This window comes from Bradyrhizobium sp. 14AA (assembly GCF_054185205.1).
This window is the reverse complement of sequence record NZ_JAVAYM010000001.1, coordinates 611,186-631,118: the sequence shown is the minus strand read 5'-3', so window position 1 is coordinate 631,118 and position 19,933 is coordinate 611,186. Positions and strand designations below refer to the sequence as shown.

The window sequence follows — 19,933 nt, the reverse complement described above, 5'->3', positions numbered from 1 at the left end:
CAGCCGTGGGACACGGTAGAGCCATCGACAGGAACAAGGCTCCGCAAGAGAGCCGTCCGAATATTTGACAATGGAGGAGACCTTTCATGACGACGACGCTCGCGCGCCGCACTGCGGCTTTTCTGGCATGTGCCGCCTTCGGTTTTGCAACATCCGCCTACGCCCAGGACAAGTCCGTCAAGATCGGCGTGCTCAACGACATGTCGAGCCTCTATGCCGACATCGGCGGACCGAACTCGGTCGCGGCGGTGAAAATGGCGGTCGAGGATTCCGGCCTGAAGGCCAAGGGCTGGACCATCGAAGTTGTGTCGGGTGATCACCAGAACAAGCCCGACATCGGCGTCAACATCGCCCGGCAATGGATCGACAACGACAAGGTCGACGTCATCTCGGACACGCCGAGCTCGGGCGTGGCGCTCGCGGTGAACAACCTCGTCAAGGAAAAGAACTCGGTGCTGCTCAATTCGGGCGCGGCCACCGCTGATCTCACCGGCAAGGCCTGCACGCCGAACACGGTCTCCTACACCTACGACACCTACATGCTCGCCAACGGCACCGGCAAGGCGCTGACCAAGGCCGGCGGCGACAGCTGGTTCTTCCTCACCGCCGATTACGCGTTCGGTCATGCACTGGAGCGCGACACCAGCGCCGTCGTCACCGCCAATGGCGGCAAGGTGCTCGGTGGCGTCAAGCATCCGCTCAACACCGCGGACTTCTCGTCCTTCCTGCTCCAGGCGCAGTCGTCGAAGGCCAAGATCGTCGGTCTCGCCAACGCCGGCGGCGACACCACCAACGCGATCAAGCAGGCCTCGGAATTCGGCATCGTCCAGGGCGGCCAGAAGCTCGCCGCGCTGCTGCTGTTCATCAACGACGTGCACTCGCTGGGCCTGAAGACCGCGCAGGGCCTGACCTTCACTGAATCCTTCTATTGGGACCTCAACGACCAGACCCGCGAATGGTCCAAGCGCTTCCAGAAGGTCTCGCCCAAGGGTTCGATGCCGTCGATGACGGTTGCAGGCCTCTATGCCGGCGTCCTGCATTACCTGAAGGCGATGGACGCGCTCGGCAGCAATCCGCATGACGGCGCCAAGGTCGTCGCCAAGATGAAGGAGCTGCCGACCGACGATCCGCTGTTCGGCAAGGGCCCGCTGCGCGCGGACGGCCGCCGCCTCATTCCGGCCTATCTGTTCGAGGTGAAGAAGCCGGAAGAGTCGAAGGGACCGTGGGACTATTACAAGCTCGTCGCCACCATCGCGCCGGAGGACGCGGCCAAGCCGCTCGAGGCGAGCGACTGTCCGCTGGTGAAGAAGTAAGGCGATGCCGTAGGGTGGGTTAGCCGAAGGCGTAACCCACCCTACGAGACCGTTCTCGTCGCAGCCAACGCCCGCATCGCGATCGCCACGCACACCACCATCAGCACGGCCGCAAGCAAAAACGGCGCGCCGGGCAGATGCAGCGGCGCGCTGGCGCCGATGAAATAGGAAAACGTCAGCGTGAACAGGAACGGGCCGACGAGCTGCGACACGCTCTGCACGCTCGCAGTCGCGCCCTGCAACTTGCCCTGCTGATCGGGTGCGACGAGCCGCGTCATCAGCGATTGCATCGCGGCACCCGAGATGCCCCAGAGCGACATCACGGGAATGCCGATCCAGAACAGCGGCCCGGTCGGCGCAGCACCGAAGATGACGAATCCGATCGCGCCACAACACAGGCCCATCAGCAGCGCATTCCGCTCACCGAGCACACGCACGATTGGACCGATGGCGAGCCCCTGCACCACCATGGCGCAGATACCGACCATCGCCAGCGTCAGTCCGACCGTCTTGGAATCCCAGCCGTAGCGGTAAGTCGCATAGAGCACGAAGGTCGAGGGCAGCACGACATGCGCGACCTGCGCGATGAAATTGACGACGGACAAGCCGGCCAGGGCCGTGTTGGTGCGCAGCAGACGCAACGCTCCGACCGGATTGGCGCTCTTCCAGCGGAACGGCGCGCGCTTCTCGGGCGCCAGAGATTCCGGCAGGACGAAGAGACCGTAGAGCGCATTGGCGAAGCTGAGGGCCGCCGAGGCCCAGAACGGCAAATGCGGATCGATATCGCCGAGCAGGCCGCCCAGCGCCGGGCCCAGGACGAAGCCCGCGCCGAACGCAGCTCCGATCCTGCCGAAGATCGCCGCCCGCCGCTCCGGCGCCGTGATGTCGGCGATATAGGCAAAGGCGGTCGAGATGCTGGCCGAGGTGATGCCCGAGATGACACGGCCGACGAACAGCCACGCAAGCGACGGCGCCAGCGCCATCAGCACGTAATCGGCCGCAAGTCCGAAGTTCGACAGCAACACCACCGGCCGCCGCCCGAAGCGATCCGACAGCGCACCTAACACCGGCGAGAACACGAACTGCATCAGCGCCCAGGCGGTGCCGAACAGGCCGAAGATGCGGGCCGCATGGGCAGTGTCGTTGCCGACAAAACTCTCGATCAGCTTGGGCAGGATCGGCATGATCACGCCGAGCGCGAGCATGTCGAGCAGGATGGTGACGAAGATGAAGGCGACGGCACCGCGCCGGACCGGCGCTGTCGCCTCACCGGCCTCCTTGCTCACGACGGCCGCTTGCGCTTGTGCGCAAAGGGGTTGGCCTTCTCGCGCAAGGTGATGCGCACCGGTGTACCCGGCAGCTCAAAGGTCTCACGCATCGAATTGGTCAGATAACGCAAGTAAGACTGCGGCACTGCGTCCGCGCGCGAGCAGAACAGCACGAAGCTCGGCGGGCGCGCCTTGGTCTGGGTGATGTAGTTGAGCTTGAGCCGTCGGCCGGACACCGCCGGCGGCGGATTGGCCTGGACTGCCTGCTCGAACCAGCGGTTCAATGCCGAGGTCGACACGCGCCTGTTCCAGAGCGCGTAAGCGTCCTGGATCGCCTGCATCAGCCGATCGATGCCCTCGCCCATCAGGCCGGATACGGCGACGATCGGCACACCCTTGATCTGCGGCAGCCAATGGTCGGCATCGCGACGCAAACCCGAGATCGCGCCGCCCCCTTTGCTCTCCATCAGGTCCCATTTGTTGACGGCGAGCACGACCGCGCGGCCCTCGCGCTCGATCAGGTCGGTGATGCGCAAATCCTGCTCTTCAAAGCGGTTCTGCGAATCCATCATCATCACGACGACCTCGGCAAAGCGTACCGCACGTAGCGCGTCGGCGACCGAGAGTTTTTCCAGCTTCTCCTCGATGCGCGAGCGCCGGCGCAGACCTGCCGTGTCGAACACGCGGAATTCGCGGCCCTTCCAGTTGATCTCGACCGCAATGGAATCGCGCGTGGTGCCGGCCTCCGGGCTGGTCAGCAGGCGCTCCTCGCCGAGCAAATGGTTGATCAGCGTCGACTTGCCGGCGTTGGGCCGGCCGACAATGGCGACCCGGATCGGGCGCGTCGCGGCCTCTTCCTCGGTGAGCGGCTCGTCGTCCTCGACCTCATCTTCTTCGTCGATGGGCTCCGGCATCAGCTTGGCGAGTTCGTCGTAAAGCTCGCCCATGCCCTCGCCATGCTCGGCCGATATCTGGATGGGATCGCCGAGGCCAAGCGCAAAGGCTTCCATCGCGCCGGCATCGCCGTGCTTGCCTTCGCTCTTGTTCGCGACCAGCAGCACCGGCTTGTTGGCCTTGCGGGCGAAATCGGCGAAGGCGCGGTCGGTCGGCGTGAGGCCGATGCGGGCGTCGATGACGAAGAACAGCGCATCGGCCTGCGCAATCGCGGCCTCGGTCTGTTCCTGCATCCGCGCGGTCAACGAGCCCTTGGCGCCCTCGTCGAGGCCCGCGGTATCGATGATGGTGAATTCGAGGTCACCGAGCCTGGCCTCACCCTCGCGGCGATCGCGGGTGACGCCGGGGAGATCGTCGACGAGCGCGAGCTTCTGTCCGACCAGGCGGTTGAACAGCGTCGATTTGCCGACATTGGGCCGGCCGATGATGGCGATCGTAAAGGGCATCGGTCATCCCTGCGCTGCCGGGGCCGCGCCTGTCAATGCAATGAAATAATCAGCGGGAGAAACTGCCGCTCGGCATCGGCGCCGGGAAGGCCCCCTGCGATTGCTGCTGCGTGGTCTGGGTCGGTTGCGCCTGCTGGACGGGCTGGTCCGGCGGCGGCGCGGTGGTGCGCTTGCGGACGATCTTCTGCTTGGGCGGCGGAGCTGCCGTGGGCGGCGCAGCCTCCGGTTGGGCCTCGCCGTCGACTTCGCCGGCGGGCGCCTCAGCCGGTGCGGCCGCAACCGGCTGCCTCGTCTTCTTGGCCTTGGCACCCTTCGCCGGCTTGGCCTCGGGCGGCGGCTCGGTGGGGAGAGCCGCGACGGCAGGTGCATTCGGGTCCGGCTGCTGCTGCGCGCCCTTGTACATCTCGCGCGGCACGCCCTGCTCGAGGCCCGGCACGCCCTCGGGGAAGACTGGCTTGCGGTCGCCCGGAAGCTTCTTCTTGGTGTCGAGGAAGTCGAGCATGTCGCTTGGATCGAAGCTGGAGCAGCCGCCCAGGACGCCCGTGAAGGCGATCAGGACGGCGGCTGCGATCAAGCGTGGCGTGCGGCGCATCTTGGTGTCTCGTCTCGTGTCAGAAGACCGTCGTCAGCTTTTGGCAACGGGCGGCAGCAGAGCCGCCAGCGCCTCGGCGCGCGAGCGCAGGCCCGGCGGCGTTTCACCGTCCTCGGCGATCACGTCGAGCCATTTGCGGGCCGCAGTCATGTCGTTGTTGCGCCAGGCCGACAGCGCCAGCATCTCGCGGGCGCTGTGGCGGAACGTCGATTTGGGCGCGGCGGAAGGCTCCAGCCGCTGCTGCATGTCGGCATAGGACGCGCTATCGACCAGCAGGCCGGCGGCGCGGATCTTCGCCATATCCTGCCACTCGCCGCCAACGCTGCGGTCGGCAGCGATGTCGTCATACATCTTGGCGGCGGCCTTGGCGTCGCGGGGCGCCGCCTCGGCCGCGGCACGCAGCCGCGCCAGGGTGCGATAGCCCGAGGGAGCCTTGGCGGCGAGCTCGGTGAAGGCCTTCTCGGCCTCGGCATGCTTGTCCTGGTCGGACAGCTCGGCGGCCTTCTCGAAGGCCGCACCGGCCTCGGCGGCCTTCTGGGCCTCCAGGTACCGATAACCCTGCCAGCCGGCGGCGGCGGCCACCACCAGCACCATCAGGGCGATGAAGTAGATCGAATACTTGTCCCACAGCTTCTTGAACTGTTCGCGACGTACTTCCTCGTCGACTTCGTCAAATAATTCAGACACTTATGCTAATCCCATGCCCGTCCGGGTGCGCGCGCCAAGGCGTTCGCGTCAGGAATCCCGTCCCCCACGTGGCGGCGAGGTACCCTAACGATATGGCGGTGGCAAGGCAAAGCCAGCCCGATCAAGGCGTTAACCACCCGGAAGAGCCCGGACCCATCGGCCCGGGTCAGGTTGCCAGGAGCTCCCGAAGCTGCCGCTTCAGCACCTTGCCATTGGCGTTGCGCGGCAATGGCTCGGCCGTAATCGCCATGGTTTCGGGGACCTTGTAGTCGGACAGACGCTCGGCGCACCAGGCCCGCAACGCGGCGTCGGAGACCGGCGCACGCGTCACCACCACGGCGTGGACGCGCTCGCCCAGCACCGGACATGCCCTGGCGACGATCGCGCTCTCGACCACGGCGGGATGACCGGCCAGCACGGATTCGACCTCGGCCGAGTAGATCTTCAGACCGCCGCGATTGATCATGTCCTTCTGCCGGTCGAACACGCGGACAAAGCCTTCCGCATCGACCGAGCCGAGATCGCCCGAATGCCAGAACCCGCTCGTGAAGCTTTCGGCTGTGGCTTTCGCGTTGTTCCAGTAACCCTTGATGACGGAGGCACTCTGGATCCAGAGCTCGCCGATCGCGCCATGCGGCAGCTCGCGCCCGTCCGCATCCATCGCGACGATGCGCGCGCCGGGGCACGGCAGGCCGACGCTATCGATATGGCTCGCAGTCAGCTCGCCCGGCATGATCGTCGACGGCGACGTCGTCTCGGTCGCGCCGTAGCAATTCATCAGCTTCAAGCCGGGAATCGTCGCCTTGAGTTTCTCGATGGTCGCGACCGGCATCGGTGCGCCGCCAAAACCGCCGATGCGCCAGCTCGACAGATCGTAGCCGTCGAAATCGGGCTGGAGCAGACAGAGATTGTACATCGCCGGCACCATCACCGTGTAGGTGACGCGTTCGCGCGCGGCCAGCTTGAGGTAATCGACGGCCTTGAACTCGGGCATGATGATCAGCGCGCCGCCGCAGCGGATCATGGTCGTGATGTTGGCGACGACACCGGTGACGTGGCCGAGCGGCACCGCCGCGATCGAGCGGTCCGCGTCCGTCAATTGCAGGCAGGACACGAAGATCATAGAGGAATGGACGATGTTGCAATGGGCCAGCATCGCACCCTTCGGCTTGCCCGTCGTGCCCGAGGTGTAGAGGATCATCGCGGTGTCCTCTTCGTCGACCTCGACCGGGGCCGGCGCCGGCGGATTGTCGGCGAGCAGCGCGAAGCGCGACAGATGCGGATCGTCATCGACCGCGATGCGGTGGATCACATCGGGGACGTCCCGCGCCTCGGGCAGCCGCTCGGCGAGCCCCGCTTCGTGGATCAGGATCTTTGCGCCGCAATCGGAGAGCACATAGGCGATCTCCGGCTTCTGCTGGCGCGTGCCGAGCAGCACCGTGACCAGCCCCTCATGCGCGGCGGCAAACAGCAGCAGCGGAAACTCGATGCGGTTGCCGAGCAGGATCGCGACACGGTCGCCGCGTTGCAGGCCGAGCCTGCGAAAGCCCGCAGCGATCCTCGCCGCCTGTTCCACCGCCTGCCGCCAGCTCAGGCGGACATTGCCTGCGATCAGCGCTTCGCCATCGGCGTTGCGCGCGCAGGCATCCGCGATCATCGCCCACAGGCTCGCCGGCCGATCGCGGAAGGCGGGCACCATGCGGTCACCGAAGCGCGACTCAAGCCGCATCGACGGAAGTGCGTGCTGCGACCAGTCCATGGGCGGCCTCGTCAGCTCTTCTTCATCTCGTAGACGTGCTCCGGGCCCGGGAAGGCACGGCTTCTCACATCGTGCGCATAGCCCGCGATGGCTTCCTCGATCGCCGGCCCGAGATTGGCATAGCGGCGCACGAATTTCGGCGACCGCGGCGACAAGCCGAGCATATCCTCCAGCACCAAGATCTGGCCGTCGCAAGCTGCGCTCGCGCCAATGCCGATGGTCGGAACGGCGATCGATTGCGTGATCTTGCGCGCCAGCGGCTCGGCGACCGCCTCGATCACGATCGAGAAGGCCCCCGCCTCTGCGATCGCCCGGGCGTCGTTCTCGATCGGAGCCCAGTTCGTCTCCTCGCGGCCCTGTGCGCGGAACGAGCCAAGCGTGTTGATCGACTGCGGCGTCAGCCCGATATGGCCCATCACGGGAATGCCGCGCTCGGAGAGAAATGCCACCGTCTCCGCCATCCGCGTGCCGCCCTCGAGCTTGACCGCGCCGCACTGCGTTTCCTTCATGATCCGCACCGCCGACTGGAAGGCCTGCTCCTTCGAGCCTTCGTAGGAGCCGAACGGCATGTCGACGACGACGAGCGCCTGCCGAGAGCCGCGCATCACCGCGCAGCCCTGGAGGATCATCATGTCGAGCGTCACGGGCACCGTGGTCTCGAAGCCATGCATGACATTGCCCAGGGAATCGCCGACCAGGATCGCGTCGCAGTGCCTGTCGACCAGCGCGGCGGTGTGCGCGTGATAGGAGGTCAGCATCACGATCGGCTCGCCATTCTTGCGAACGCGGAGGTCGGGTGCGGTCTTGCGCTTGATGGCGGATTGGACGGACATTGTCAGGACCCCATGACGGGCACGCCGATCACGACCGGGTGGAACGCAAACGCCAGCGCCAAATAAGCCACGATTCCGACCGCGACCGCGATCAGATCGTTGGTTGGGCCGCCCACCGGGATCGGCGGCGCGCCGGCGTCCACGCGGTGCTTCAGCGAGATGCGGTCGTACACCGCCCAGCCCAGGAACGAGCCGAACAGGATGATGGAACCGAGATCGCCATTGGCGAGCAGATGCGCGGCGGCCCACAGCTTGATGCCGGCGAGCATCGGATGCTTCAGCGTCGCATAGATGCGGCCGCGCAAGTAAGAGGCGACCACGAGGATGACGGCGGGCAGCATCAGCGCGAGCGTGATGTGCTTCATTGCTTTCGGCGGATACCAGACGTCGATCCAGCCGGACGCGCGATAGTGCGCGAAGCCCCAGATAATCAGCGCGAGCCCTGCAAGCGAGACGGCCGCATAGAGGATCTTGTAGGTCCCCTCGCCCAGTCTCGCGATCGCCTGCGCGCGCGCGTCACGTTTCGTCGTGAAGGTATGGGCCGCGAAAAACAGCGCAAGCCCCAGGATCATGACCAGCAGACCCACGACATCCTCCCCTCAAGCAGCCCCAGCCTCTGAGGTATCATCGATTGGCCGCTGGTCGCAACTGATGGGCTACTTGCCGAGCTCGCGATTATCGACATAACGGATCGCGATCGGCCGTCCAGCCAAGGCGCCGCCGAGGCCGCCAGTGAATTTCAGCGGCAGGCAGGCCTTCAGCGATGAATTGATGGCGTTCAGATAGGTCGTCCGCGTGTCGGCCGGAACGCCGGCGGTCGCAAAGGTCAGGCGCGGCGGGCCGATCAGGCCGCCCGCCTTGTTGAAGCTGAAGCGCACCGCCATCTGCATGCCCGCGCGCGCGTTGTCCGCTGGCGGCGACCAGCAGGTGCGCAACTCGGCGAAGAGGTCGCCGATCGTATCGAGATCGTGATCGGGCTTCTGGTATTTGGCGCGATCGGCCTCCGCCGGCACGCTCTCGATGGTGAGCTGAAGGTTCTGGCCGTAGGGATAATCGATCTCGGGAATGCAGGGGCCTTCTTCGAGGGGACTGCAATAGGACGGCGTGCAAGGACGATAGTCGAGCACGCTGCACGGCTCGTGCGAAAATGGGATCGGATTGATCTGGCGGCGCTGCGCGTCGGCGACGCTAGCAGCCACGAGGGTTAGCAATAGAACCAAGATTGCGCGCAGCATGAAGAACACCGCGTTGAGTGACCACAATCAAATCGGGAGGCATTGAAGCGGCTTCAAGCCCATTTCACGTTCACATGCTCGCGTTCAACCCCGGTGTCGTCGTCCGGCTTGACCGGACGACCCAGTACGCCGGGGCGGTTGTGATGAGTCTCGATGTCTCTGGAATACTGGATGCCCCGCCTTCGCGGGGCATGACAGCGGAGGGTGTGGTTACGCACCCGAGTAGGCAGCTCCTACCCCTTCTTCTTGACGTCCTTGACGTTGGTGAACTCGATGCCCTCGGCGCGTTCCCTGGTGTAGCCGAGATAGAACTCGTTCCGGGCGAGATACACGGGATCGCCGTCGACATCGTCGGCGATGCTGGAGGTGTTGGCGGCGATGAAGGTATCGAGCTTCTTGCGGTCCTCCGAGGAGACCCAGCGGGCGAGTTGGAACTCGCTCACCTCGAACTCGACCGGCAGCGAATATTCCGCTTCCAGCCGCGCCTTCAGCACGTCGAGCTGCAGCGCGCCGACGACGCCGACCAGCGCCGGAGCGCCGTCGCGCGGGCGGAACACCTGCACCACGCCCTCTTCCGACATCTGCTGCAGCGCTTCCTTCAGCTTCTTCGCCTTCATCGCGTCGGTGAGCCGCACGCGGCGGACGATTTCCGGCGCAAAGCTCGGCACGCCGACGAAGTTGAAATCCTCGCCCTCGGTCAGCGTGTCGCCGATCCGCAGCGTGCCGTGATTGGGGATGCCGACGACGTCGCCGGCGAAGGCCTCGTCCGCCACCGAGCGATCCTGCGCGAAGAAGAATTGCGGGCTCGACAGCGGCATGCTCTTGCCGGTGCGCACGAGCTTGGCCTTCATGCCGCGGCTGAGCTTGCCCGAGCAGAGGCGCGCAAACGCGATGCGGTCGCGATGGTTCGGATCCATGTTCGCCTGGATCTTGAACACGAAGGCGCTCATGCGCGGATCGGTCGCCTCGACCTTGCGCTGGTCGCTGTCCTGCGCGCGCGGCTCGGGCGCGAACTTGCCGAGGCCTTCCAGGAGGTCGCCGACGCCGAAATTGCGCAGCGCGCTGCCGAAATAAACCGGCGTCAGATGGCCCTCGCGAAACGCGTCGAGCTCGAACGGTTTTGACGCTTCGGTAACGAGCTCGAGCTCGTCCTTCACCGCGGAGACGTCGAGATTGGCGTTGAGCTTGGCGAGCTCTGCGATCTCGATCTGCTGTGCCGCGCCGGTCTTGGCGCCGCCGCCTTCGAGCAGGCGCACGCCCCCATTGGCGACGTCATAGGTGCCGAGGAAGTCGCGGCCGCGGCCGACCGGCCAGGTCATCGGCGTGGTGTCGAGCGCCAGCGTCTTCTCGATCTCGTCGAGCAGCTCGAAAACGTCGCGGCTCTCGCGGTCCATCTTGTTGATGAAGGTGATGATCGGGATGTCGCGCAGGCGGCAGACCTCGAACAGCTTCCGGGTGCGCGCCTCGATGCCCTTGGCGGCGTCGATGACCATGACGGCGGAATCGACCGCCGTGAGCGTGCGATAGGTGTCTTCCGAAAAGTCCTCGTGGCCCGGCGTATCCAGCAGGTTGAACACGAGGCCCTCGAACTCGAAGGTCATCACCGAGGTCACGACCGAGATGCCGCGCTCGCGCTCGATCTTCATCCAGTCCGAACGCGTGTTGCGCCGCTCGCCCTTGGCCTTGACCTGGCCGGCCAGGTTGATGGCGCCGCCGAACAGCAGCAGCTTTTCGGTCAGCGTGGTCTTGCCGGCGTCAGGATGCGAGATGATCGCAAAGGTACGCCGCCGCGACACTTCAGCGGCAAGCGGGGAACGGGCCGGCGATTCGGCAGTGGTGGCGGCAATGTCGGACATGGCGGGAGCGTTTGGCAGGGAAAATGGGCCGGATCAAGCCTGATTTGGTGATTGCGGAGCCCTCTGGCCAGCCCCATATCGCCCTTTGGGAGGGACGGCCCTCCTTTTCACAAATCATTGCCCGCGGGGACGACCCTGCCTTGAATGGAGGGTTGTCGTGGCCTGGAGCATCCTGTTCGTCGCCGGTCTTCTCGAGATCACCTGGGCGATTGGCCTGAAATACACCGAGGGCTTTAGCAGGCTCGTTCCGTCGGTTCTCACGCTTGCCGCCATGGCCGGCAGCGTCATCCTGCTCGGCCTCGCCCTCAAATCGCTACCGATTGGAACCGCCTACGCGGTCTGGACCGGCATCGGCGCGGTCGGCACCGCGACGCTCGGCATCGTCCTGTTCGGCGAGCCCGCCACGGCCTTCCGGCTTGCCAGCATCGGGCTCATCGTCGCCGGGATTGTCGGGTTGAAGCTCGTTACTTGACGAAAATCTTGACCGCCCACCAGGTCAGCGCGGCGACCATCGCCGAGGCGGGCATCGTGATGACCCAGGCATAGACGATCGAACTGGCGACGTTCCAGCGCACCGCCGACATGCGGCGGGCGGCGCCGACGCCGACGATAGCGCCCGTGATGGTGTGGGTGGTCGAGACGGGAACGCCGAGGAAGGTTGCCATGAACAGAGTCGCGGCGCCGCCGGTCTCGGCGCAGAAGCCCTGCATCGGCGTCAGTTTCGTGATGCGCAGCCCCATGGTGCGCACGATGCGCCAGCCGCCCATCAGCGTGCCCATCGCCATCGCGGCCTGACACGACAAGACCACCCAGAACGGCACCGAGAATTCGCTGCCGAGATGGCCCTGCGAATAGAGCAGCACGGCGATGATGCCCATGGTCTTCTGCGCGTCGTTGCCACCATGGCCGAGCGAATAGAGCGAGGCAGAGGCGAATTGCAGGATGCGGAAGGCGCGGTCGACGGCAAACGGCGTCGACCGCACCGATGCCCAGGAGACGATCGCGACCAGCACCATCGCGAGCAGGAAGCCAACCAGCGGCGACAGCACGATTGCGATCACCGTTTTGGACAATCCGCTCCAGACAGCCGCAGAGATCCCGGCCTTGGCCACGCCGCCACCGAATAAGCCACCGATCAATGCGTGTGATGACGAGGATGGGATGCCCATCGCCCAGGTCACGAGGTTCCAGACGATCGCGCCGACGAGGGCCGCGAAGATCACCTGGGCATCGACGATCGCGGGATCGATGATGCCGGTGCCTATGGTCTGCGCGACGTGCAGCCCGAACACCATGAAGGCGACGAAATTGAAGAACGCGGCCCAGAGCACCGCGAATTGCGGCCGCAGCACGCGGGTCGAGACGATGGTCGCGATCGAATTCGCGGCGTCGTGCAGGCCGTTCAGGAAGTCGAACAGCAGCGCGACGGCGATCAGTCCGACCAGGACGGGAAGACCCAACGCAGCATCCACGGCGGCCCTGCCCTATACTTGCTCGATGACGATGCTGTTGATCTCGTTCGCGACGTCGTCGAAGCGATCGGCCACCTTTTCGAGATGGTCGTAGATCTCGACGCCGACGATGAAGTCCATCGCGCTGCCGTCGCGATGCTTGAGGAACAATTCCTTCAGCCCGATGTCGTGGAGATCGTCGACGCGGCCCTCGAGCTTGCCCAGCTCTTCCGTGATCGCGGTCAGCATGGCCACGTTCTTGCCGATCTCCTGCATCAGCGGCAGCGCACGCCCCACCAGATTGGCGCATTCGATCAGCAGCCCGCCGATCTCGCGCATCGGCGGCTCGAAGGCGCGAACCTCGAACAGCATCACGGCCTTCGCCGTCTGCTGCATCTGGTCGATGGCGTCGTCCATCGAGGTGATCAGGTTCTTGATGTCGCCGCGGTCGAACGGGGTGATGAAGGTGCGGCGCACCGCCGTCAGCACCTCGCGGGTGATGTTGTCGGCATCGTTCTCGAACTGGTTGACGCGCTGGCAATAGACCGGCGTCTCCTCGCCCCCGTTCAGCATGCCCTGGAGCGCGATGGAGCCCTGGATCACGGTCTGGGCGTGGCGGTCGAACAGGTCGAAGAACCGTTCTTCCTTGGGCAGGAAGGCGCGAAACCATCGCATCATGGGGATAGGCTACCGGTTGAAAATGGCCCGGCCCGAACGGGCCGTCATGAAACTGTCATAGACCATTTTCGATCCGCGCGCGTGTCATCTCACGCCCGCGGAGCCGGATCATCCACCACTTTCACGCACCAATGAAATTGGTGCGATATCAAGGGTTTAGAGCGATCTACGGAAGTAATGCGCGATTTCACCGATGACGCCGCGGCGGAAGGTGAGCACGCAGATTACGAAGATCGAGCCCTGGATCACCGTGACCCACTGGCCGAAGCCCGCCAGATATTGCTGCATGGCGATGATGGCAAAGGCGCCGACCACGGGGCCAAAGACGGTGCCGAGACCGCCGACCAGCGTCATCAGCACGACTTCGCCCGACATCGACCAATGGACGTCGGTGAGCGAGGCGTTCTGCGCCACGAACACCTTCAGCGCACCGGCAAAGCCGGCCAGCGTGCCCGACAGGATGAAGGCCAGGAACTTGTACTGGTCGGTCCGGTAGCCGAGCGAAATCGCGCGCTGCTCGTTCTCGCGGATCGACTTCAGCACCTCACCGAACGGCGAGTTGATGATGCGGTAGATCAGCAGGAAGCCGGCGAGGAAACCGACCAGCACGACGTAATAGAGCACCGTCGGCTTGGACAGGTCGAACAGGCCGAACATGCGCCCTTGCGGAATGCCCTGGATGCCGTCCTCGCCATGGGTAAACGGCGCCTGGAGATAGATGAAGTACAGCAGCTGCGACAGCGCCAGCGTGATCATCGAGAAATAGATGCCCTGGCGGCGGATCGAGATGTAGCCGGTGATGATCGAGAGCACGAAGGCCGCCGCGACACCGACGAGGATGCCAAGCTCCGGCGGCAGCGCCCACACTTTCAGCGCATGCGCGCTGCAATAGCCGGCCGTGCCCAGGAACATCGCGTGTCCGAACGACAGCAGACCGCCGTAGCCGATCAGCAGATTGAAGGCACAGGCAAGCAGCGCGAAACACAGCGCCTGCATCACGAAGAACGGGTAGATGCCGCTGAAGGGCACCGAGGCCAGCAGCAGCGCCATCACCACGAATACGATCATCTCGTCGCGCACCGCGCGCGGGGTTGCCTGCAGCGTGTCGTCCGTCAAGGCTGTCATATCAGGCCGCCCTTCCCGTCAATCCCGTTGGCTTCACCAAGAGCACCAGCACCATCAGCACGAACACGACGGTGTTGGAGGCCTCGGGGTAGAAATATTTGGTCAGGCCCTCGATCACGCCGAGCGCAAAGCCCGTGATGATCGAGCCCATGATCGATCCCATGCCGCCGATCACGACCACCGCGAACACGACGATGATGAGGTCGGCCCCCATCAGCGGCCGCACCTGGTTGATCGGTGCCGAGAGCACGCCGGCGAGCGCGGCAAGGCCGACGCCGAGCCCGTAGGTCAGCGTGATCATGCGCGGCACGTTGATGCCGAAGGCACGCACCAGCGTCGGATTTTCGGTGGCAGCGCGCAGGTAGGCGCCGAGCTGGGTCTTCTCGATCAGGAACCAGGTGGCGATGCACACCACCAGCGAGAAGACGACCACCCAGCCGCGATAGACGGGCAGGAACATGAAGCCCAGATTCATGCCGCCCTTGAGCTGGTCCGGAATGGCGTAAGGCAGGCCGGAGGAGCCGAAATAGTTCTGGAACACGCCCTGCACGATCAGCGCGATGCCGAAGGTCAGGAGCAGGCCGTAGAGATGGTCGAGCCCGGTCAGCCATTGCAGCATGGTCCGTTCCAGGATCATGCCGAAGATGCCGACCACGATCGGCGCAATGATCAGTGCCGGCCAGTAGCCGATACTGAGGTAGTCATTGTTGAGCAGGAAATAGGCGACGAACGCGCCCATCATGTAGACCGCGCCATGGGCGAAATTGATGATGTTGAGCATGCCGAAGATCACGGCAAGCCCGAGACTGAGCAGCGCGTAGAACGAGCCGTTGATCAGTCCCACCAGTAGCTGAGCGTAAAGAGCCTGCATCGATCCCGCACCCGGTCCCTTCGGCGTTCCCTGAAAGTCGCCCGCAGGCCTGATGGCCTGCGGGCGGTTATCTTACTTCTTCAACAGCGCGCACTTGCTCTCGGACAGCGGCGTGAAGGCCTGATCGCCCGGCACCGTGCCGACCAGCTTGTAGAAGTCCCACGGTCCCTTGGACTCCGAGGGCTTCTTCACCTCGAACAGATAGGCGTTGTGGATGGTGCGGCCGTTGGGCTGAATCTCGCCCTTGCCGAACAGATCGTCCTCGGTCGGCATCGACTTCATCTTCTCGACGATCTTGACGCCGTCATGCGGATTGCCGCCGAGCGCTTCCAGCGCCTTGAGATAGTGGCGTACGCCCGCATAGACGCCGGCCTGCACCATGGTCGGCGGCGCGTTGTTCTTCATCTTCTCGGCGAAGCGCTTGGAGAAGGCGCGGGTCTTGTCGTCCATGTCCCAGTAGAACGTCTCGGTGAAGTTGAGGCCCTGCGCGGTCTCGAGGCCAATCGCCTTGACGTCGGTGAGGAACAGCAGCAGCGCGGCGAGCTTCTGGCCGCCCTTGCCGATGCCGAACTCGGCCGCCTGCTTGATCGTGTTGGTGGTGTCGCCGCCGGCATTGGCAAGGCCGATGATCTTGGCCTTGGAGGCCTGCGCCTGGAGCAGGAAAGAGGAGAAGTCCGGCGTGTTGAGCGGATGCTTGACGCCGCCGACCACCTTGCCGCCATTGGCGGTGACGACCGCGCTGGTGTCGCGCTCCAGCGCCGCTCCGAAGGCGTAGTCCGCGGTCAGGAAGAACCAGGTGTCGCCGCCGGCCTTGACCAGCGCCTGGCCGGTGGTGTGGGCCAGCATGTAGGTGTCGTAGGTCCAGTGCACGGTGTTGGGCGAGCACTGCGCGTTGCTGAGGTCCGATGTCGCCGCGCCTGAATTGATGTAGACGCCGTTCTTTTCCTTGATGACGTTGTTGACGGCGAGCGCCACGCCGGAATTCGGCACGTCGACGATGACGTCGACCTTCTCGACGTCGAACCACTGCCGCGCGATCGCGGTGCCGATGTCGGGCTTGTTCTGGTGATCGCCCGAGATGATGTCGATCTTCCAGCCCTTCGCAGCGAGACCGGAATCTTCAGCGGCCATCTGCGCGGCAAGCGTCGAGCCGGGACCGCCGAGGTCGGCGTACAGGCCGGACTGATCGGACAGCGCGCCGATCTTGACGGACTTGTCCTGCGCGGACGCGACGCCTGCTGCGGCGAAGGTGAGCGCGGTGGTCAGCAGCAATGACGCAATCGACCTGGTCTTCATGCAACTTTCCTTTTTTTGAAGTCTTCTCTTTGGCAGTTCTAGACGCCGAGATAGGCGTGGAGCTTGTCCATGTTGGCGGCAAGCTCCGCATTGGAAAATCCGTCAATGATCTTGCCGTGCTCGACCACATAATAGCGGTCGGCAACGGTCGAGGCGAACCGGAAGTTCTGCTCGACAAGGAGGATCGTGAAGCCCTCCTTCTTGAGCCGCGCAATGGTGTGGCCGATCTGCTGGATGATGACGGGCGCAAGACCCTCGGTCGGCTCGTCCAGCATCAGGAAACTCGCGCCGGTGCGCAGGATGCGCGCGATCGCCAGCATCTGCTGCTCGCCGCCGGACAGCTTGGTGCCCTGGCTGTAGAGACGTTCCTTCAGGTTCGGAAAAAGATCGAATATCTGGTCGAGCGGCAGCCCGCCTGCGCGGACCACCGGCGGCAGCATCAGATTCTCCCGGACGTCGAGGCTGGAGAATATCCCCCGCTCTTCCGGACAGAACGCGATGCCCATCCGCGCGATCTTGTCGGAGGTGGCGCGGATGATGTCCTGGTTGTTGAACTTCACCGAGCCGGTACGCTTGCCGATGATGCCCATGATCGACTTCAGCGTGGTCGTCTTGCCGGCGCCGTTGCGCCCGAGCAGGGTGACGACCTCGCCCGCATTCACGTCGAAATTGATCCCGTGCAGGATGTGAGACTCGCCGTACCAGGCCTCCAGGTTGCGGACTTGAAGGATGTTTCCGCCGGTCGCGGCCTTGGCCGGAGCCTCGGCGATCGCAGTGTCAGGCATGACCGGCTCCCAGATAAGCTTCCTTGACGCGCTCGTCCTTGGTGAGCTCGCTGTAATGGCCCTGCGCGAGCACCTGGCCGCGCGTCAGCACGGTGATGATGTCGGAGAGATTGGCCACGACACTCAGATTATGCTCGACCATCAGGATGGTATATTTCGCGGAAATACGCTTGATCAGCGCCGCGATCTTGTCGATGTCCTCGTGGCCCATGCCGGCCATCGGCTCGTCCAGCAGCATCATCTCGGGGTCGAGCGCGAGCGTGGTTGCGATCTCAAGTGCGCGCTTGCGTCCATAGGCCATCTCGACCGCGGGCGTATTGGCAAATTCGCTGAGGCCGACATCGTTCAACAGTTCGCGCGCGCGTTCGTTGAAGCGGTTGAGCACGGACTTGGAGCGCCAGAAATCGAAGGAGCTGCCGTGCTGGCGCTGGAGCGCGACGCGGACGTTTTCCAGCGCGGTGAGATGGGGAAACACCGCCGAAATCTGGAACGAACGAACAAGTCCCATGCGGGCCACGTCGGCCGGCGCCATCGCGGTGATGTCCTGTCCCTTGTACAGGATCTTCCCGGCCGACGGCTTGAGGAACTTGGTCAAAAGATTGAAGCACGTCGTCTTGCCGGCGCCGTTCGGGCCGATCAACGCGTGAATGCTCCCACGGCGAACCTTGAGCGCAACGTCGCGGACGGCGAAGAAGCCCGCGAACTCCTTGGTCAAGCCTTCCGTTTCGAGAATGAACTCATCGGCCAAACAATTTTCCCCCTGCCCGCGCTAACCGCGTGGCTGTCCTTGTTGCTTCGGCTTTCCGGAGGCCTTGGAGCCTATCCGGAACGCCGCCTCCGGGCGCGGAATATGCCGGAGGTGACGGGGGTTAGGCAAGGCGGAAAGCTGAGCAGATCAGGCCTTCGGCTGGGATACAAATGCTCCCTTAGTCGGAGGTGTTTCGATGTCGTGCCTGCCCGGCCTCCCGGTTCGCGAAAGCACCGGTCATCAAGCCGTCGTTAACGGTCTTTCGTTCCGCGCGCCAGCCTTCATCAAAAATTTTCCGGCAAGCGGGATCATGCGCTGCCTTTCTACGTTCCGGGAATGTTGTTTTGGATTTCGCAAGCGCCGCCCCTTCCGTCGTCAAGTCGATCAGGCAGCGTGATCTCCTGAACACGTGGCTGCGACTTTATGCGCGTCAGCAGATCGCTCCGGCGATCTGGGAGTACCAGCCCGCGCGGCTCGACGATGAGCTGTCCGATCTCATCTATTATACGGTGGACATTTCGACGCCGACGCCGCGCCTCACCATCCAGAGCGAAGGCACGCGCATCTCGCGCGCCTATGGACATACCGGCAAGGGCGTTCTGCTCGAGGACTATATCGGGGCGCGACTCGCGCCGCTCGTGATGCCGATCTATCATGAATGCGTGGCGCGCGGACTGCCGGTCTACAGCGTGGCCGACGTCGACGACATCTACGGGCGTATCGTCGCCTATGAACGGCTGCTGCTGCCGTTCCAGACCAGCGGCCAGGTCTGCCACGTCATCGCTTCGGTCAAGACGTTCTGCGAGGACGGCGGCTTCGAGATCAAGGATCTGATGCGCGGAAATGACGCTCTGCCGCGCCCGAAATTGCTCGCCGTGATCGATCGCGATCTGTTTCATCGCGCCCCCGGCCGCATCGCGGCCGCCGAACTGGTCGAGTTCACGGACCAGCCGGATTCCGGCGTCGCCACCGAGACCATCGAGCTGAACTAGCCGTCGGCGCGACTTGTCAACGAGACTTGTCAGCGAGATTTGGCGCCGACTTCCTTGGCATAGATGTCCGGCTTGAAGCCGACCAGCAGCTTGCCGCCAATTTCCAGCACCGGGCGCTTGATCATCGATGGTTGCGCTAGCATCAGCGCCAGCGCCTTCTTCTCGCTCAAGCTTTCCTTGTCGGAATCGGGAAGCTTCTTGAACGTCGTGCCGGCGCGATTGAGCAGCGTCTCCCAGCCGACCTTGTCGCTCCACTGCTTGAGCTTGTCCTTCTCGACGCCCGCCGCCTTGTAGTCGTGAAACGCGTAGGCAACGCCGTGGGTGTCGAGCCAGGTCCGCGCCTTCTTCATGGTGTCACAGTTCTTGATGCCATAGATGATGTTGGGCAAGACCAGTTCCTCGCGCATGCGTGATGCTTCGGCTGCGGCGTTGTACGAAACTCCGGTTCGCGCGACAATATTGCGAACGACGTCAACTCGCCGAACGGACACATTATGCACGCCACTCACGATCCTGCTGCGGCTGCCTCGCCGACCATCGACTTCAACGCCTTCCTCGCGGTCGACATCCGTGTCGGCACCATCGTCGATGCGAAACCGTTTCCGGAGGCGCGCAAGCCGGCCTGGCGGCTGTGGATCGACTTCGGCCCCGTGATCGGCGTACGCAGGAGCTCGGCACAGATCACGGAAAACCATCCGCTCGAGGCTCTGGTGGGACAACAGGTCGCGGCCGTCGTCAATTTCCCCCCGCGCCAGATCGGTCCCGTCGTCTCGGAGGTGCTGACGCTCGGCTTTCCCGATGCCGAGGGCAAGGTCGTGCTGGTGCAGCCGAGCAAGCCCGTGACGAACGGCGGACGGCTGTTCTAGCGGCGCACGATCGCGGGCCGCAGCGTCGCCGCCGTCGAGGTGTTCGCAACGACATAATCCTCCTGTTTCCCGGCTCCGCACGGCCCGGACTTGACTGAAATCCCTTTTGGAAATAAAAATGACTGACTGATCGTTTTTTTATTTTCAGGCTTCTGTTGCAGGCCATCGCCGGTCAACA

General features: G+C 64.2%; 22 protein-coding genes. 4 read left to right on the top strand and 18 right to left on the bottom strand.

Going from position 1 to position 19,933, the window contains the following annotated elements:
* The first annotated feature begins 86 nt into the window (after positions 1-86).
* Positions 87-1,313 (top strand): ABC transporter substrate-binding protein, encoded by a 1,227-nt coding sequence (locus RAD15_RS02855; protein ID WP_458174141.1) that lies wholly within the window; start codon positions 87-89, stop codon positions 1,311-1,313.
* A gap of 41 nt (positions 1,314-1,354) precedes the next feature.
* Here the strand turns inward: RAD15_RS02855 and RAD15_RS02850 are convergent, their stop codons facing one another.
* The 9 genes from RAD15_RS02850 to RAD15_RS02810 all read right to left on the bottom strand — a co-directional run bounded on the left by RAD15_RS02850 (position 1,355) and on the right by RAD15_RS02810 (position 10,943).
* Positions 1,355-2,599, bottom strand: coding sequence for a TCR/Tet family MFS transporter (locus RAD15_RS02850; protein ID WP_458174139.1), 1,245 nt, complete (start codon positions 2,597-2,599; stop codon positions 1,355-1,357).
* On the bottom strand, positions 2,596-3,981 hold the full coding sequence (gene der, locus RAD15_RS02845) for a ribosome biogenesis GTPase Der (protein ID WP_458174137.1): 1,386 nt from the start codon (positions 3,979-3,981) through the stop codon (positions 2,596-2,598). The genes RAD15_RS02850 and der overlap by 4 nt, the downstream gene beginning before the upstream one ends.
* A 49-nt stretch (positions 3,982-4,030) precedes the next feature.
* A complete protein-coding gene (locus RAD15_RS02840) occupies positions 4,031-4,573 on the bottom strand; it encodes a hypothetical protein (RefSeq protein ID WP_458174135.1) in 543 nt (180 codons plus the stop codon).
* A gap of 33 nt (positions 4,574-4,606) precedes the next feature.
* Positions 4,607-5,260, bottom strand: a complete 654-nt coding sequence (locus tag RAD15_RS02835) for a tetratricopeptide repeat protein (protein ID WP_458174133.1) — start codon at positions 5,258-5,260, stop codon at positions 4,607-4,609.
* Positions 5,261-5,426: 166 nt separating this feature from the next.
* Entirely contained in the window at positions 5,427-7,019 is a 1,593-nt protein-coding gene (locus RAD15_RS02830; RefSeq protein WP_458174131.1) for a class I adenylate-forming enzyme family protein, read from the bottom strand.
* 11 nt (positions 7,020-7,030) lie between these two features.
* Complete coding sequence (gene panB, locus RAD15_RS02825) at positions 7,031-7,852, bottom strand: 3-methyl-2-oxobutanoate hydroxymethyltransferase (protein ID WP_458174129.1); 822 nt, start codon at positions 7,850-7,852, stop codon at positions 7,031-7,033.
* Positions 7,853-7,854: 2 nt separating this feature from the next.
* Positions 7,855-8,439, bottom strand: coding sequence for an NnrU family protein (locus RAD15_RS02820; RefSeq protein WP_458174127.1), 585 nt, complete (start codon positions 8,437-8,439; stop codon positions 7,855-7,857).
* A gap of 69 nt (positions 8,440-8,508) precedes the next feature.
* Positions 8,509-9,087, bottom strand: coding sequence for a hypothetical protein (locus RAD15_RS02815; RefSeq protein WP_458174125.1), 579 nt, complete (start codon positions 9,085-9,087; stop codon positions 8,509-8,511).
* A gap of 233 nt (positions 9,088-9,320) precedes the next feature.
* Positions 9,321-10,943, bottom strand: coding sequence for a peptide chain release factor 3 (locus RAD15_RS02810; RefSeq protein ID WP_458174123.1), 1,623 nt, complete (start codon positions 10,941-10,943; stop codon positions 9,321-9,323).
* Positions 10,944-11,100: 157 nt separating this feature from the next.
* On the opposite strand from RAD15_RS02810, the gene sugE reads away from it, so the two are divergent.
* Positions 11,101-11,415, top strand: a complete 315-nt coding sequence (gene sugE, locus RAD15_RS02805) for a quaternary ammonium compound efflux SMR transporter SugE (RefSeq protein ID WP_458174121.1) — start codon at positions 11,101-11,103, stop codon at positions 11,413-11,415.
* On the opposite strand, the gene RAD15_RS02800 is transcribed toward sugE, so the two are convergent.
* The 7 genes from RAD15_RS02800 to RAD15_RS02770 form a co-directional block, all read right to left on the bottom strand.
* Positions 11,408-12,415 (bottom strand): anion permease, encoded by a 1,008-nt coding sequence (locus tag RAD15_RS02800; RefSeq protein ID WP_458174119.1) that lies wholly within the window; start codon positions 12,413-12,415, stop codon positions 11,408-11,410. The two genes, sugE and RAD15_RS02800, sit on opposite strands and share 8 nt — an antisense overlap.
* A 12-nt stretch (positions 12,416-12,427) precedes the next feature.
* The gene (locus RAD15_RS02795) at positions 12,428-13,072 is read right to left on the bottom strand and encodes a DUF47 domain-containing protein (RefSeq protein WP_458174117.1); all 645 of its coding nucleotides are present in this window, start codon (positions 13,070-13,072) and stop codon (positions 12,428-12,430) included.
* A gap of 156 nt (positions 13,073-13,228) precedes the next feature.
* Positions 13,229-14,197, bottom strand: a complete 969-nt coding sequence (locus RAD15_RS02790) for a branched-chain amino acid ABC transporter permease (RefSeq protein WP_458174115.1) — start codon at positions 14,195-14,197, stop codon at positions 13,229-13,231.
* Position 14,198: 1 nt separating this feature from the next.
* Positions 14,199-15,068 (bottom strand): branched-chain amino acid ABC transporter permease, encoded by an 870-nt coding sequence (locus RAD15_RS02785; protein ID WP_458174113.1) that lies wholly within the window; start codon positions 15,066-15,068, stop codon positions 14,199-14,201.
* A gap of 72 nt (positions 15,069-15,140) precedes the next feature.
* Complete coding sequence (locus RAD15_RS02780) at positions 15,141-16,364, bottom strand: ABC transporter substrate-binding protein (RefSeq protein ID WP_458174111.1); 1,224 nt, start codon at positions 16,362-16,364, stop codon at positions 15,141-15,143.
* A 38-nt stretch (positions 16,365-16,402) separates the two neighbouring features.
* Complete coding sequence (locus RAD15_RS02775) at positions 16,403-17,149, bottom strand: ABC transporter ATP-binding protein (RefSeq protein ID WP_458174109.1); 747 nt, start codon at positions 17,147-17,149, stop codon at positions 16,403-16,405.
* Positions 17,142-17,897, bottom strand: a complete 756-nt coding sequence (locus RAD15_RS02770; protein ID WP_458174106.1) for an ABC transporter ATP-binding protein — start codon at positions 17,895-17,897, stop codon at positions 17,142-17,144. Before RAD15_RS02770 ends, RAD15_RS02775 begins: the two co-directional genes overlap by 8 nt.
* Before the next feature lie 344 nt (positions 17,898-18,241).
* Here RAD15_RS02770 and RAD15_RS02765 point away from each other — a divergent pair, with 344 nt between their 5' ends.
* Positions 18,242-18,889: a hypothetical protein gene (locus tag RAD15_RS02765; protein ID WP_458174104.1), complete on the top strand. Its 648-nt coding sequence runs from the start codon at positions 18,242-18,244 to the stop codon at positions 18,887-18,889.
* Between the two features lie 29 nt (positions 18,890-18,918).
* Here the strand turns inward: RAD15_RS02765 and RAD15_RS02760 are convergent, their stop codons facing one another.
* Positions 18,919-19,278, bottom strand: coding sequence for an ArsC family reductase (locus RAD15_RS02760; protein WP_458175013.1), 360 nt, complete (start codon positions 19,276-19,278; stop codon positions 18,919-18,921).
* Between the two features lie 105 nt (positions 19,279-19,383).
* Here RAD15_RS02760 and RAD15_RS02755 point away from each other — a divergent pair, with 105 nt between their 5' ends.
* Positions 19,384-19,755, top strand: coding sequence for a tRNA-binding protein (locus tag RAD15_RS02755; RefSeq protein ID WP_458174102.1), 372 nt, complete (start codon positions 19,384-19,386; stop codon positions 19,753-19,755).
* Here RAD15_RS02755 and RAD15_RS02750 read toward each other — a convergent pair.
* Complete coding sequence (locus RAD15_RS02750; RefSeq protein WP_458174100.1) at positions 19,752-19,931, bottom strand: hypothetical protein; 180 nt, start codon at positions 19,929-19,931, stop codon at positions 19,752-19,754. The two genes, RAD15_RS02755 and RAD15_RS02750, sit on opposite strands and share 4 nt — an antisense overlap.
* Between the last annotated feature and the right edge of the window lie 2 nt (positions 19,932-19,933).

What these genes read in the sequence shown, in the direction of transcription:
- RAD15_RS02775 (WP_458174109.1), bottom strand. Translation starts at nt 17,149, where the DNA reads ATGCCTGACACTGCGATCGCCGAGGCTCCGGCCAAGGCCGCGACCGGC.
- panB (WP_458174129.1), bottom strand. Translation starts at nt 7,852, where the DNA reads ATGTCCGTCCAATCCGCCATCAAGCGCAAGACCGCACCCGACCTCCGC.
- RAD15_RS02790 (WP_458174115.1), bottom strand. Translation starts at nt 14,197, where the DNA reads ATGACAGCCTTGACGGACGACACGCTGCAGGCAACCCCGCGCGCGGTG.
- RAD15_RS02780 (WP_458174111.1), bottom strand. Translation starts at nt 16,364, where the DNA reads ATGAAGACCAGGTCGATTGCGTCATTGCTGCTGACCACCGCGCTCACC.
- RAD15_RS02830 (WP_458174131.1), bottom strand. Translation starts at nt 7,019, where the DNA reads ATGGACTGGTCGCAGCACGCACTTCCGTCGATGCGGCTTGAGTCGCGC.
- RAD15_RS02815 (WP_458174125.1), bottom strand. Translation starts at nt 9,087, where the DNA reads ATGCTGCGCGCAATCTTGGTTCTATTGCTAACCCTCGTGGCTGCTAGC.
- der (WP_458174137.1), bottom strand. Translation starts at nt 3,981, where the DNA reads ATGCCCTTTACGATCGCCATCATCGGCCGGCCCAATGTCGGCAAATCG.
- RAD15_RS02785 (WP_458174113.1), bottom strand. Translation starts at nt 15,068, where the DNA reads ATGCAGGCTCTTTACGCTCAGCTACTGGTGGGACTGATCAACGGCTCG.
- RAD15_RS02755 (WP_458174102.1), top strand. Translation starts at nt 19,384, where the DNA reads ATGCACGCCACTCACGATCCTGCTGCGGCTGCCTCGCCGACCATCGAC.
- RAD15_RS02795 (WP_458174117.1), bottom strand. Translation starts at nt 13,072, where the DNA reads ATGATGCGATGGTTTCGCGCCTTCCTGCCCAAGGAAGAACGGTTCTTC.
- RAD15_RS02810 (WP_458174123.1), bottom strand. Translation starts at nt 10,943, where the DNA reads ATGTCCGACATTGCCGCCACCACTGCCGAATCGCCGGCCCGTTCCCCG.
- RAD15_RS02840 (WP_458174135.1), bottom strand. Translation starts at nt 4,573, where the DNA reads ATGCGCCGCACGCCACGCTTGATCGCAGCCGCCGTCCTGATCGCCTTC.
- RAD15_RS02855 (WP_458174141.1), top strand. Translation starts at nt 87, where the DNA reads ATGACGACGACGCTCGCGCGCCGCACTGCGGCTTTTCTGGCATGTGCC.